The 13,421-nt window shown below is 36.9% G+C and carries 16 protein-coding genes; 6 read left to right on the top strand and 10 right to left on the bottom strand.

From position 1 onward, the window contains the following. The first annotated feature begins 93 nt into the window (after window positions 1–93). Together CRS_RS14820 and dnaK are read left to right on the top strand one after the other, a co-directional pair. Window positions 94–1,332, top strand: a complete 1,239-nt coding sequence (locus CRS_RS14820; RefSeq protein WP_172617084.1) for a zinc-dependent metalloprotease — start codon at window positions 94–96, stop codon at window positions 1,330–1,332. 152 nt (window positions 1,333–1,484) lie between these two features. Next, window positions 1,485–3,383: a molecular chaperone DnaK gene (dnaK, locus tag CRS_RS14815; protein WP_142724802.1), complete on the top strand. Its 1,899-nt coding sequence runs from the start codon at window positions 1,485–1,487 to the stop codon at window positions 3,381–3,383. Window positions 3,384–3,640: 257 nt separating this feature from the next. Here the strand turns inward: dnaK and CRS_RS14810 are convergent, their stop codons facing one another. Next, on the bottom strand, window positions 3,641–4,003 hold the full coding sequence (locus CRS_RS14810) for a helix-turn-helix domain-containing protein (protein ID WP_142724801.1): 363 nt from the start codon (window positions 4,001–4,003) through the stop codon (window positions 3,641–3,643). Window positions 4,004–4,096: 93 nt separating this feature from the next. Here CRS_RS14810 and CRS_RS14805 point away from each other — a divergent pair, with 93 nt between their 5' ends. Together CRS_RS14805 and CRS_RS14800 are read left to right on the top strand one after the other, a co-directional pair. Next, window positions 4,097–4,540, top strand: a complete 444-nt coding sequence (locus tag CRS_RS14805) for a DUF3291 domain-containing protein (protein WP_228451267.1) — start codon at window positions 4,097–4,099, stop codon at window positions 4,538–4,540. A gap of 150 nt (window positions 4,541–4,690) precedes the next feature. Continuing rightward, window positions 4,691–5,833 carry a cytochrome-c peroxidase gene (locus CRS_RS14800; protein WP_142724799.1) on the top strand — a complete coding sequence of 381 codons (1,143 nt, stop codon included), beginning with the start codon at window positions 4,691–4,693 and terminating at the stop codon, window positions 5,831–5,833. A gap of 49 nt (window positions 5,834–5,882) precedes the next feature. Here the strand turns inward: CRS_RS14800 and CRS_RS14795 are convergent, their stop codons facing one another. Then, window positions 5,883–6,716 carry a C10 family peptidase gene (locus tag CRS_RS14795; RefSeq protein ID WP_142724798.1) on the bottom strand — a complete coding sequence of 278 codons (834 nt, stop codon included), beginning with the start codon at window positions 6,714–6,716 and terminating at the stop codon, window positions 5,883–5,885. A gap of 83 nt (window positions 6,717–6,799) precedes the next feature. Then, window positions 6,800–7,960 carry an AraC family transcriptional regulator gene (locus tag CRS_RS14790; protein WP_142724797.1) on the bottom strand — a complete coding sequence of 387 codons (1,161 nt, stop codon included), beginning with the start codon at window positions 7,958–7,960 and terminating at the stop codon, window positions 6,800–6,802. A gap of 229 nt (window positions 7,961–8,189) precedes the next feature. On the opposite strand from CRS_RS14790, the gene CRS_RS14785 reads away from it, so the two are divergent. Next, the gene (locus CRS_RS14785; protein ID WP_142724796.1) at window positions 8,190–9,299 is read left to right on the top strand and encodes a heparan-alpha-glucosaminide N-acetyltransferase domain-containing protein; all 1,110 of its coding nucleotides are present in this window, start codon (window positions 8,190–8,192) and stop codon (window positions 9,297–9,299) included. 71 nt (window positions 9,300–9,370) lie between these two features. On the opposite strand, the gene CRS_RS14780 is transcribed toward CRS_RS14785, so the two are convergent. The 3 genes from CRS_RS14780 to CRS_RS14770 form a co-directional block, all read right to left on the bottom strand. Further along, window positions 9,371–9,724: a cupin domain-containing protein gene (locus tag CRS_RS14780; RefSeq protein WP_142724795.1), complete on the bottom strand. Its 354-nt coding sequence runs from the start codon at window positions 9,722–9,724 to the stop codon at window positions 9,371–9,373. Window positions 9,725–9,736: 12 nt separating this feature from the next. After that, a complete protein-coding gene (locus CRS_RS14775; RefSeq protein ID WP_142724794.1) occupies window positions 9,737–10,162 on the bottom strand; it encodes a DoxX family membrane protein in 426 nt (141 codons plus the stop codon). Between the two features lie 168 nt (window positions 10,163–10,330). Next, on the bottom strand, window positions 10,331–11,122 hold the full coding sequence (locus tag CRS_RS14770; RefSeq protein WP_142724793.1) for an AraC family transcriptional regulator: 792 nt from the start codon (window positions 11,120–11,122) through the stop codon (window positions 10,331–10,333). Window positions 11,123–11,245: 123 nt separating this feature from the next. On the opposite strand from CRS_RS14770, the gene CRS_RS14765 reads away from it, so the two are divergent. Then, complete coding sequence (locus tag CRS_RS14765) at window positions 11,246–11,758, top strand: thioredoxin family protein (RefSeq protein WP_142724792.1); 513 nt, start codon at window positions 11,246–11,248, stop codon at window positions 11,756–11,758. 131 nt (window positions 11,759–11,889) lie between these two features. On the opposite strand, the gene CRS_RS14760 is transcribed toward CRS_RS14765, so the two are convergent. From CRS_RS14760 to CRS_RS14750, 4 genes are all read right to left on the bottom strand, one after another. Continuing rightward, window positions 11,890–12,285, bottom strand: coding sequence for a hypothetical protein (locus CRS_RS14760; protein ID WP_142724791.1), 396 nt, complete (start codon window positions 12,283–12,285; stop codon window positions 11,890–11,892). A gap of 51 nt (window positions 12,286–12,336) precedes the next feature. Next, window positions 12,337–12,468 carry a hypothetical protein gene (locus tag CRS_RS24760; protein WP_262484568.1) on the bottom strand — a complete coding sequence of 44 codons (132 nt, stop codon included), beginning with the start codon at window positions 12,466–12,468 and terminating at the stop codon, window positions 12,337–12,339. An 82-nt stretch (window positions 12,469–12,550) separates the two neighbouring features. Beyond that, window positions 12,551–12,907: a hypothetical protein gene (locus tag CRS_RS14755; protein ID WP_142724790.1), complete on the bottom strand. Its 357-nt coding sequence runs from the start codon at window positions 12,905–12,907 to the stop codon at window positions 12,551–12,553. A gap of 11 nt (window positions 12,908–12,918) precedes the next feature. Next, window positions 12,919–13,083 carry a hypothetical protein gene (locus tag CRS_RS14750; protein WP_228451266.1) on the bottom strand — a complete coding sequence of 55 codons (165 nt, stop codon included), beginning with the start codon at window positions 13,081–13,083 and terminating at the stop codon, window positions 12,919–12,921. Between the last annotated feature and the right edge of the window lie 338 nt (window positions 13,084–13,421).

Here is a 13,421-nt window from a genome sequence, read left to right as displayed (position 1 = left end):
TTATTTATTTCTAAAAAAAACGAGGATTTTTAGTTTTACGAAGTAAAATTTAGAATAATGATTATATTTGCCGGTTATATATATAATATTTCCATGAAAAAAATTTTACTATTGACCGCCGGCTTTCTTATGGCTAATGTGTATGGTCAGAGAGCATGTGCCACTGATTTGAAAATGAAGGAGTTTTATGCGAGAAATCCGCAGGCTCTGGCAAAAAAAGAAGATTTAAGAAATTATTTAACGAGCAAAAGTGCAGCAGCGAATACCACAGCTAAAAATGGCCAGACTGTAGTGACTATCCCGGTTGTAGTACATGTCCTGTATGGAAATGCAGCACAGAATATTTCTGATGCTCAGATTGCTTCACAGATAGCTGTTCTTAATAATGATTTCAGAAAGCTGAATGCGGATTTTAATTCTGTAGTGCCTGCTGCATTTCAACCTTATGCCGCAGATATGGAGCTGAATTTCTGTATGGCAACAAAAACTCCTACCGGAGCTTCTACAACAGGAATAGAAAGAAAGTCTGTTGCTTCAAATTTTGATTTTGCCAACCAATATTATCTGTCTTCAGGACTTACAGCATGGGATCCTACCAAATACCTGAACATATGGGTAGGAAATATGCCTAGTCCATACCTGGGATGGGCGTATTTGCCAGATGCAGCCGGATACCCGGAAGACGGTCTTGCCATTGGTTATAAATATTTCGGAACCACCGGTGCTGCTACATATCCCTATAATGGAGGACGAACAGCTACGCATGAAATAGGACATTATTTCGGATTTCTTCACCCATGGGGAGAAGATGGAAGTGCATGTGGAACACTGGATAATGATGATGGCTGTGCAGATACGCCTGCCATTAATGATGCTCATTATGGGGGGAATGTTTTTCCGGATAATTCTTTTATGTGTACGCCTACTGCAAATGGCGCTATGTTTATGAATTTTATGGATTATGTGACAGATACAGAAATGGCTTTCTTTACCAATGATCAGAAAACAATCAAGACCAATACAATGGCAGGGCCGAGGGCAAGTCTTCTGAATTCCAATGCATGCGCATTTTTATCAGTAAATGAAGTTGAAAAGGCCAATTCTATCAATCTTTTCCCGAATCCTACCACGCAGTATATTTCTATTGCTTCTCCTTTGGCACCGATCAACGAAGTGGAGATTTTCAATGCTGAAGGAAGATTAGTTAAAAAAGCGTTCATTAAGAATGAAACAGATAAAATTGATGTGAAAGATTTTGTCAGCGGTGTTTACTATGTAAGAACTTATAATGGCAAAGACTTCGTAAAATCCATGAAGTTTATCAAGAAATAATGAAAATATTTCCATGTAAAATTATACAAAACCTCGATTTTATCGGGGTTTTTACTTTTATTGTGTCATTTTGTCATATTTCTTCGAATGGTACAGATATTGAGAAATTGAGAGTGTAAATTAAATTAAAAATAGAAAAAATATAAAATATTATGAGTAAAATAATTGGAATTGACTTAGGAACAACCAACTCTTGTGTTGCTGTAATGGAGGGTAAAGACCCTGTTGTTATTCCTAACGCTGAAGGTAAAAGAACAACTCCTTCTATCGTAGCATTTACGGAAGATGGAGAAAGAAAAGTAGGTGATCCTGCAAAAAGACAGGCGGTAACGAATCCAACCAAAACTGTTTACTCTATCAAAAGATTTATTGGAACACACTTTAAAGATGATGCTTCTGAGATTACAAGAGTACCTTATAAAGTAGTTGCCGGACCAAACGATACTGTAAAAGTAAAAATCGACGATAGAGAATATACACCACAGGAAATTTCTGCAATGATTCTTCAGAAAATGAAGAAAACTGCTGAAGATTACCTTGGACAGGAAGTAACAAGAGCAGTGATCACGGTTCCTGCATACTTCAATGATGCACAGAGACAGGCTACTAAAGAAGCTGGTGAAATCGCTGGACTTAAAGTAGAAAGAATTATCAACGAGCCTACAGCTGCAGCATTAGCTTATGGTCTTGATAAAAATCATAAAGATCAGAAAATTGCAGTATATGACCTTGGAGGTGGTACTTTTGATATCTCTATCCTTGATTTGGGAGACGGTGTATTCGAAGTATTGTCTACAAATGGAGATACTCACTTAGGAGGGGATGACTTCGATGATGTGATTATCAACTGGATGGCTGACGAGTTCAAAGCCGAAGAAGGTGTAGATTTAAAAGCGGATGCCATTGCTCTTCAAAGATTGAAAGAAGCGGCTGAAAAAGCTAAAATTGAATTATCTTCTTCTCCTCAGACTGAAATCAACTTACCATATATCACAGCTACTGCTACAGGTCCTAAACACTTGGTGAAGACTTTAACAAAGGCTAAGTTCGAGCAGTTATCTGCGGATCTTGTAAGAAGATCTATGGAGCCTGTTGCTAAAGCATTAAAAGATGCTGGTTTATCAACTTCTGATATCGATGAAGTAATTCTGGTTGGGGGATCTACAAGAATCCCGATCATCCAGGAAGAAGTAGAAAAATTCTTCGGTAAAAAACCATCTAAAGGAGTGAACCCTGATGAGGTGGTAGCAATTGGTGCTGCTATTCAGGGAGGTGTATTGACAGGAGATGTTAAAGACGTATTACTTCTTGACGTTACACCACTTTCTTTAGGAATCGAAACGATGGGTTCTGTATTCACTAAATTAATTGAAGCAAACACGACGATCCCAACCAAAAAATCTGAAGTATTCTCTACAGCTTCTGACAACCAGCCGGCTGTAAGCATCAGAGTTGGACAAGGAGAAAGACCTATGTTCAATGATAACAAGGAAATCGGTAGATTTGACCTTACAGATATTCCGCCAGCACCAAGAGGAGTTCCTCAGATTGAAGTAACTTTCGATATTGATGCTAACGGTATCCTAAGTGTATCTGCTAAAGATAAAGGAACCGGTAAAGAGCAGTCTATTAAAATCCAGGCTTCTTCAGGTCTTTCTGAGGAAGAAATCGAAAGAATGAAGAAAGAAGCTCAGGAAAACTCTGCAGCAGATGCTAAAAGAAAAGAAGAAGTTGAAATCTTCAACAAAGCTGACGGATTGATCTTCCAGACTGAAAAGCAACTGAAAGAATTCGGTGAAAAACTTTCTGCTGACAAAAAAGCAGCTATTGAGGCAGCTCATGCAGAATTAAAAACAGCTTTCGAAGCTAAAAATGCGGATGATGTAAAAGCTAAAACTGAAGCATTAGATGCAGCATGGATGGCCGCTTCTGAAGAGTTATATGCAGCTGGTCAACAGCCAGGTGCTGATGCAGGTGCAGGAGCTCAGAACCCTGGTGGTAATGCAGGAGGTGAGGATGTACAGGATGCAGACTTCGAAGAAGTAAAATAAGTATTAATTAAACCATTAATAAAATATAGAACAATCCCATAAACAGCTGTTTATGGGATTGTTCGTTTTTGATATTTATACCGGAGTTTTTAAGTGATATTTTGTAAAATTGTAATCTAATGATAAGCAGTAAATGAATTTGAGATTATCCTTTGTCTAAACACTAACATTTATAATAAACCCGCAGTAAAATTGTTTAGCGCGGGTTTTATTTTACAGAATATTTACTGCCCAGTCAAAAGTCTGAGTGCACATTTTTAAGTATCTTTTTTATCTTTCAGAATCATTTTACCCCAATCATTGATGTGATCCAATAATGGAGTAAATGACAACCCCAAATCTGAAAGACTATATACAACTTTTACAGGAGGCTTTGTTCCGAATACAGTCCGTGTTATCAGCTGGTCTCTTTCCAGTTGTCTCAGCTGGATACTTAACGTTGTTTCTGTAATAAAAGAAAGGTCTTTCTTCAGTTCGCCAAACCTTTTATCCCCATTTTTTAAGTGGCATAAAATGACACCTTTCCATCTTCCTCCAATGAGATCCATGACGTAACTTACTGCACAGGGATAAGATTTTTGATCAACATTGATATAGGAAGTCTCACATTCTTTTTTCATTTTTTTAGTAGTATCTATATGGATAGTTATTTTATACTCATGGTACAGGACCTATTTTTACACAATATTAATCAGAATAAAAGAAATAAAAAAATGTACCACTTAGCACAAATTAATGTTGCCAGAATGATCGGGGCCAACATTGAAGACCCTGTAATGAAAGAGTTTGTAGACCACCTTGATTCAGTAAACCAATTGGCCGAAGAAAGTGATGGGTTTATCTGGAGACTGAAAGATGATGAGAACAATGCAACAGGCTTTAATCCGTTAAATGATGAGCAGGTTATCATCAATCTATCCGTATGGAGAAATATAGAATCGCTGGAATATTTTACTTATAAGACATTTCACGTTGATTTTCTGAGAAGAAGAAAAGAATGGTTTCAAAAATATGGAAAAGCTTACTATGCACTTTGGTGGATTAAAAATGATGAATATCCAGATATAGAGGAAGCATTGAAACGTTTAAAATATTTGCAGGAAAATGGTCCCTCTTCTTATGCATTTAATTTTCAGTCTGTTTTTCAAAATCCGTAGAAATACACTGTCTGCCAGTTTTTAGTTAATAATAAACAGTACAAATTATTTTTCTCTGATAATTTTTTCTGATGTTGTAGAATTCAACTTTTTTGTAGCAGCGATTAATAAAGCTATCTTTGTAATGCTCAGTATTTATCATTAAAATAAATGAAAGACAGATATATTGCTTTTCTGGCGGTTACCGGTATAATATGTTTACTAAGCTATACTTCTAATGATTCTACAGGATATACCGTGGAGGAGCTTCGTGCATTATATGGCAGCGGAGATCAGAGTAAATGGCCTGCTCCTCAATTATTTGATGAGGTGAAAAAGGACTTTCAGGATATCGGGCCTTTGTCAGAAATGAGCTTTCCTGAGGATAATCTTTATTCTGAAGATAAAATGGAACTGGGGAAAATGTTGTTCTTTGATCCGAGGTTATCAGGAAGCGGACAAATTTCCTGTGCAACCTGTCACAATCCTGAAATAGGATGGTCAGACGGCAGTAGGGTTTCTCTGGGACATAACAAACAGACAGGAACCAGAAATGCACCTACACTGATGAACATCGGATATGCCAAAACATTCTTCTGGGACGGCCGTGCAGCCACTTTGGAGGAGCAGGTGAAGGCACCTATTGAAAACCCGATAGAAATGAATCTTCATATGTCAATGGCTACAAAGAACATCAGTAAGATCAAGGAATATAAACCCTTTTTTGTGAAAGCTTTCGGAAACGGAGAAGTGACGGAAGAGAAAATTACAAAAGCCATTGCTACATTTGAGCGCTCTCTGATAAGCCCGCCTTCGAGGTTTGATCAATTTGTTGCCGGAAAGAAAGAGGCGTTAACGGATTCTGAAATCAACGGTCTGCATTTATTCCGGACCAAGGCAAATTGTGTTAATTGTCACAACACACCATATTTTTCTGATCAGAAATTTCACAATCTGGGTTTGAGTTATTATGGAACACAATATGAAGACCTGGGAAGATATGTTGTGACTAAAAAAAATGAAGATGTAGGAAAATTCAAGACCCCTACACTAAGGGAAGTTTCTGTGAGTAAACCTTATATGCATAATGGCTTTTTTCCTGAGCTGGCCAACGTTGTTATGATGTACAATACAGGTATGATGGATGAAACTTCAAAAGAGAACTCTATCAATGATCCCAAATTCCCTCACAAATCAGGTATGGTAGAAAAACTGAATCTTACGGACGATGAAGTTTTTGATATTGTAGCCTTTTTGAAAACTCTAAGCACCAACCGATACAAAATACACCCGGCAGTGTTGCCTAAGTCATAAAAAACTCTTCCAGCGGGAAGAGTTTTACATTTTAAATTATTGTTTTAATTTATTTCTGTATCGGCTCTATGGTAACAAATGCGCGTAAACGGATATCATCTTCTACGTCAATAGGTCTGAATAAATCATACCAGCCTGTACGGAAACCACCCGAACCGTAATTAATATGCACATAAAAAATATTGTTTTTTTCCAGATATCCGTCTATGACTGTCGAATGTCCGTATGTTGTAAAATTTCCCATATGAAAGTAGACGGGTCTTTTTTGGCTGATCTCTTTTTTGATGAGCAGAATGATGCTGTCTCTGTCTATTAAATGTTTGATTTCTTCTTTTTCAGCAATATGCTGCATTTGCTCCTGTGAAAAAGGGATCTTTCCGGTAAAGCTTACATAAAAGGTAGCTTTACAGGTGAAATGTTTTTCTATCTGAGGTGCAGGATTGATCATTTCCAGGTATTTGAGAGTCCCGAAATCTTTCCTGATGGCTATAGCGGTAAGATAGGAATAATGGGCCACTGCATCTATAGTTTCCGGTTTGCTTCGGTTATTGATATCTGTTGCAAAATTCTTCCATTCCGGAGAATAATCTGATAAAGTATCCTTAATGAGATACCCTTTGGAACAGCTGTAGGAAACAGTACCTGATGGATTTAAGCGGTGATAGTAAAGGATCTGTGCCAGAGCAGTGCTCCAGCATCCCAATACCTGTTTTTCAGGAGTGTATTTTGCATATACCCCCCACTGGTCCCAGTTGGTTTCCAACAGGAAAGGTGCGTCAATTCCAGCAGGTTTTTGTGCAGGAGTTTGTTCTGTACTGATCTGAGAGCAGGCAGGATTGGCAGTCAGTAAAAAGATGACGGATAATAAGTTGATAAGCTTCATAAGTGAGATTTTATGCAGCAAATAAACAGTATCCTGAATCCTCAGCCCACTCAAAACAGGTTTTGAGAGTGATTAAAATACTCTCATTTTACAGATTGAAGATATGTTTTGGGAGAATGTCCCGTATGTTTTCTGAAAATTCTGTAAAAACTGGCCTCAGAATTAAAACCGCAGTCAAAAGCGATACCTGTAAGGCTGAGATGCCTGTATTCCGGATTGTTCAGTCTTTTCTTTACTTCTTCCACGCGATAGCTGTTGACCCAGCTTCTGAAATTCATATTAAACTGAGCATTGATGGCAGCAGAAACCTGCCCTGTCGGAAATCCGGTTATTTTTGCAACATCCTTCAGACTTAATTCCGACTCCAGAAAGAGATTTTGTTTTTCCATGAGTTCCAGCAGTAATGATTGAATGGTATGAAAATATTCTTCATTTACAGGAGCTTTTATATCCCCATGTGTAACTTCCGGCTGAACTGTATTCACTGAGGTCCGTATGATCTGCATTTCGGCTGCAAGCAGAGTCCGGTATCCCTGAAAAGATAGAAAATAAATCAGAAGAGTAATGTATCCATAAAATATTTCCAGATAGAGAAATGAATTATTGAGCTGTAAAATATTGGATGATATAGAAGATAAAAACAATACAAGTACAAGTATTCCGGTTCCGATAAGAAGATTCCGAAGCCACGTCAGTTCCGGATAATGGGTTGAAGATTGACTGGTAAAAAGCCATTGCCGGTACATTTGTATCTTTCGAAAGCTCAAATACCAATAAACACCTGCTGAACAAAGGGCAAAAACATCTTCTGCCCATTTCACCGCATTATAAAACAGATATTTTTCAGCAATGATATCCATTGCGTGTATATCAGGTTGCATAAGACTGGCAGCATACACAATGATTGCATGAAACTGAAAGACCAATGCAGGAGCAAAATGCCACCATTGCCTCCGGTTCAGTGTAAAGTTATTTTCCGTGAGCAAACACGTATACAGATAAAAAAGCGGCTGAATGAGAGTATCAATGGCCAGAGGAAAATAATGAAAACCGATATATTGCCACAATCCCAGCGTATGCAGCAATATTTTACTGCTTAAAAAAGCGAGGGTAATTAGTATAACGGACAATATTTTTTTCCCTGAAGTAAGGGAAGGATAAAGCCCGATAGCTATTGCTGCAGCTATTCCCTGTATAAAGCCTACGATAACAACTGTATCAAAAATAGTAAAGGTTCCGCTCATCTATAGAAAGCTATCAATAATGTCCCACTAATATACAGACTTCTATGATTATTTATTAACGAAAATTGTATCCCGATATTCTTTGTTTCTGTAATAACTGTTTTATTATTAATTGGTTATAATAAATTTATCAGTAAAAGATGTAATGTCGTTTTAATTTGTATATTTGATTTTATTTAGAATAAATAAAAATATTTTATCCATTAATCCACAATTTTCACTAAAAACTATGCAACAACTTAACAAAAGAATCCTCACTCTGGATTTAATAAAAGGGATAAGTGTTATCGGAATGATCATTATCCATACTTTATTGGTATATGCCGACGTAAAATCACAGTATGAAACAGCCATTGGCAGTTTTATTGTTTTTCTCGGAAGGGGAACTTCCATTTTCCTGATCTGTATGGGCATCACCTTCATGACTTCCAGCCATCAAAGTCTTAAAAGTGCTTTAAAACGAGGTGCTTTGCTGGTATTGGCGGGGCTGTTTATGAACTTCATGAAGTTTATGATCCCTGTAATTTTTAATTTTGCTCCTGATAATTTTATTCAGAAATACGGATGGCATGCGCCTATAGAACAGCAGTATGTATATCTGGTACAGCTAGGGGATATTTTACAGCTGGCAGGAATGTCTTTATTATTCGTTGGGTTTATCAGAGAATATGTGAAAAATAAATATATTATTCTGGCTATTGGTTTATTCGTTGCACTGGTATCCAGGGAAGTAAGCGGAATGAATCTTGATTATCCTGTGATCAATTATGTTCTGGATCTCCTTTTCAGCACTGATTATCCAGCATACGTCTATTTCCCTGTTTTCCCGTGGATGGCTTTTATCATCATCGGAATGTTCTTTGGTAAATGGTTTCAGGAGCTGAACTACGATAGCCAACAGATATTTAGAAATATGCTCTATGTGGGATTGTTGTTCATTGCAATAGGAGCACCGTTGGTTTTTCTTTATGGCGATTATCATTACAATGGTTTTTATCATATGGGACCTGGTGGTGTAATCTATTTTGCAGGCTGGACTTTATTCTTTTTATGGCTGATTAATACGATTACGGCCAATGTTAAGGAAAATGGCTTTATGCGTGTCCTCAAATACTGCAGTAAAAATTTAACCTCAATGTACATGATCCAATGGATATTAATTTCATGGGGAAAAGGAATTTTCGGATACAGACAACATGAAGTCGGTTATGTATCTGTGCTTATCCTACTGTATATTATTCTCACTTTTTCAGTACAGACTTTGGTGGATATCATAAGAAAGAAAAAAACATTAATCGATTTGAGACCGGTACCATCGGATAAAACAGTTTTGAAGTAGCAATTTCCATCTTGTCATTTAAAATTATAAAGCCACAGTAAATTTTTACTGTGGTTTTATTTGTAATAGATTTAAAGAATTTCCACTTCTTCCGGTACAACAAAAAGAATGGTACAACCCCGCTCAGACTTTACAGAATGTTTAAAATTGGACGGAGTATACAGATAATCCCCTTTCTCAAGATGTGCTCCTGCTATAAAAGCATCACCTTCCATGATAAAAAGTTCCTCTCCTGCAGGGTGATTGTGATAAGGATAGCTGGCTCCCGGTTCAAATTTTAATAGAATGCTGGTAGAACGGTTTTTTTCAGGATCGAATTTCAGAGACTTTACAAAAATCCCCTCATAATGAATACCTTTTTCAATCAAAGGCTGCCATTCTTTCTGTTCTGTTTTTACGATGTAATCGTGGATGTTGGTGTTCATGATATATAAATTTTAATTGTTATGGATATAAAACTGGTCTAAACTCCATTGGTAATGGGAAAAGGTACTCAGAAGAAAAGCTCCTGCACTAAATGCAAAAACTGAATAATCCAGAGGTTCTTTAATACCAAAAGAAATACTCATTGCAACAGCAAATAATAAGGTGAGAAGAGAAGCGCACCATGCCGTCCTTTTTGTCTGAAAACCCAGCAGAAGCAGGATGCCCAATGATAACTCAGCGCTAGTGGATAATACAGCAATAGCAGGTGACCAGGATTGAGGTAAAAACGAATTCGTTTCAGCAGCATAGTCTACAAATTTTTTCCAGCCGGAAGATTGGGTTCCCCAAAGGCTCAGCCTGCTTGCCACTGCCGACAAAAATCCGAAAGCCAGAGCTATTCTTAATAGAAAAACGGCGATATCCTGTTGCGTTTTCATACGTATAATATTTTTGGGTTTTAATTACAGTACAAAGTTCAGCAAAAGCTATTGCCTAAAGAATAGACAATTCAGGAAAAAGCATGTAATATCTGAGGGAAGAAGGAAGCTGGAGGATGGGAGTTAATAAGAGACTGTTAATTTTTTCTTCAGACTAAAACTCCTTTTTTACATTTCCTTTACTGCTTTCTGGTAGTCCTTGGGAGAGCGTGAAGTATGTTTTTTAAAGAAATTTGAAAAATAAAACGGATCGTTGAAGCCAAGCAGATAGGCAATTTCCTTTACGGTCAGTTTTTCATACAGTAAAAGTCTCTTAGCTTCAGAAATCGTAAGGCTGTAGATAACATTCTGAGCGGTCTTGTTGGTGTGAAGTTTTGAAACCTCATTCAGTTTCGCTTCGGTGGTTCCCAGAAGATCAGCAAAATCAGAGACCTGATAATTGCTTTTAAAATGATCCCTCACACTTTCAAGGAACTTTAAGAATAAAGCATCCGGTTTCCAGATTTCATCGCCATTGGCAATTTTGCTGCGGTTGATTTCTACCAGCAGCAATTCAACCAGGGAATGCACAGAGATCAGATACTGATAGGGCTGTTCCTGGATTTCTTTTTCAATGGTGTTCAGCGTTTCAGTGAAAAATAAAGGATTTTGTACAGTGATCATTTCATTCATTCCGAAGTGACAAAAGAGCCCGTTGTGGAAAATAAGCTCAATATCACTGTCGCTTTTACAGAAAAAATCCAGGGTGAAATCCAGGGCTGTAAGCTCTCCTTCAACAGATTTTAGCTGATGAAACTGTCCTGATGTAATGGTTACGGTCTGTCCGGTTTTCAGGGTGAAAATATTTTCGTCGATCAGGATCTCAGCACTTCCCTGGCTGCACCAGAATAAAGTGTATCTGATGACCCGTCGCGGTTCAGGATATCCTGTCTGGTTGGAGTATTTTCTTATTTCAATCATTTTGGAAAATCGGTGCTTTAGCGCTGACTAAATTACACAATGTTTAAACAAATTTATAAAAATATGCAGTTATATTATTAGAGGAAATACCTAAATTCGTGTAGATTTAAACAAAAATTCAGAATGAAATACTCCAAAATTATTATCGTTGTAACGCTGCTGCTGTTTCAGCTGGGAGCAGCACAGGAAAAAGCGGATGTGGTATTAAATAAGGCTTTTACAGAGGCTAAAGCAGGTAAGAAAAATGTTTTACTGGTGTTCCATGCTTCATGGTGCAAATGGTGTAAGATGATGGAAAAAAATATGGATCTTCCTGAAACCAAGCCCATTTTTGATAAAAGATTTGTCACAGCTTACGTAGATGTTCAGGAAAGAGGAGATAAAAAGAGTCTTGAAAACCCCGGCGGCCAGGAACTGATGAATAAGTATAAAGGTGAAAATGCCGGACTCCCTTTCTGGCTGATCCTGAATCCAAAAGGAGAAGTTTTAGCTGATTCTTTTGATGCAAAAGGAGAAAATCTGGGCTCACCGGCAACACCGGAAGAAGTAACCACTTTTATTGCCAAACTGGGAAAAGCATCAGCCCTGAATAAAGAAGAAGCACAGATGATAGAGAAAGTGTTTGTAAAGAAATAAAGAATATATAAGTCTCCAAAGAAATTAATTTCCAGGAGATTTTGTCTCATTAATGTAATCACATTTTTTGTGATGCTCAATTTATATAAAAGGACGAAAACAACATTGTTTTCGTCCTTTTTACTTTTAAGTTATTTTCCAAAATACATCTGATCCTGCTTCTGCTGTTCATTATAAATGATCTGGAAGCTTACAGGCATATATTGATAAAGAAGTTTCCAGTGCTGGATCTTTGCGTGTTTTTTGAAGCTTTCGAAAGACCTTACAAAAAGGTTTTCAATCATACTTCTTACATAAGAATTTCCGTTTCTGTAAAGCCAGTCCATCAGCTTGATGTGATGGGCAATGATATTGATCTTCGATTCCTGCAGCAGGTTTTTCAGATAATTCACGGTAGCCTGCATGATCCCGGCGAAATTGTCCTGTACAGACAACTGTGTGATTTCATTGCGAAGTGGCGGATAGAAAAATTTTAAGTATTCAACAGCTATTTTTTGATTAATAGTTTGCATTTGTACTTTCATCATAATTAAGAATTTTTCAAACACTTTGTATTGCAGCCAAATGTATACCAAAATTTAAAGACAGGCTGCAAAAATAAATACCCCTACGATCACAGCGATGTGAGTGAGTAATATCTCTGTATTGTGTCTGTTGGTCGTTGTTTTCCAGGTTTTCCAGTCTGAAATTCTTCGGATTTTATTTTTCATAATCTATTGATTGTGAGTTATTTTTAATTTTGTTTAATTTAAACACTTTGTAATGAAACGGATAAAAAATGTAATAAAACCTTTATATGCCGTGACTGTAAATTTGTCTTGAATACACCTGCTGAAGGTTGGCAGAAATGTGACTGAAAATCACTTTTCTGTATTCCTCACCGCAGAAAGCGGTACAATTGTCCAGAGAATAGATAAAAGTAGTCTCAACAGCATTCTTTAATACTGTATCCCCGTCAGTGTAGATTTTGTCCATTTTCTGTAAACTTCTGAACAGCAGATTTCTGTCATTCTGGCGGATCATATTTTTAATGCGTTCCGTGAAGGTACGGATAATGCTGTATGAGTTTTGAATTTTGATTGCTTTTACTTCTTTTTCAAAATCAGGAACCACATCAGTGATTTCCTTTACGGCTTGTAAATAGTTCATAATACGATATTTTAATTTGGATGATGTTCTAACAGTTTGATGATGCCACCAAAAATGAAAACGGTTAAAAAAGCAAAAAAGAGCAGGTGATAAGGCTTCAGCCATTTTGGCGTTTCAGGTCCTCTGCTTTTCAATCTTCTGAGCTTGTCGAGTCTGTTTAAGGTCTTTAAGTCCATTTTACTATGTTTTCAAATCATGATGCCAATAATATTCCTCTGAAAATAAATATTATATAAGGTATTGGTAGATAATGATTTATAGTTTTTTGAATCTGATTTTTTGAATAAAAAAACATTTCAAAATGATAAGGTTTTTATCAATTTGGAAAAGGGGAAGGCAAAAGACTATGTTACCTGCCATAACAAATGAACGACTGATCATTCTCCTTCCTTGGAGGGGTGGCGGAAATTCAAAGAATTTTTGACGGGGTGGTCAAAAGAGAGTAGTATAAAATGGCATTTTTAATTTTCGCAGAAAGAATTAGAATGAATATCTTTGCAGTCCAAATATTCAG

The sequence above is a fragment of the Chryseobacterium sp. ON_d1 genome (assembly GCF_006829085.1).
Classification (GTDB): domain Bacteria; phylum Bacteroidota; class Bacteroidia; order Flavobacteriales; family Weeksellaceae; genus Chryseobacterium.
Note: the sequence above shows the minus strand (reverse complement) of the source record. Positions and strands in the feature narration are given on the sequence as shown.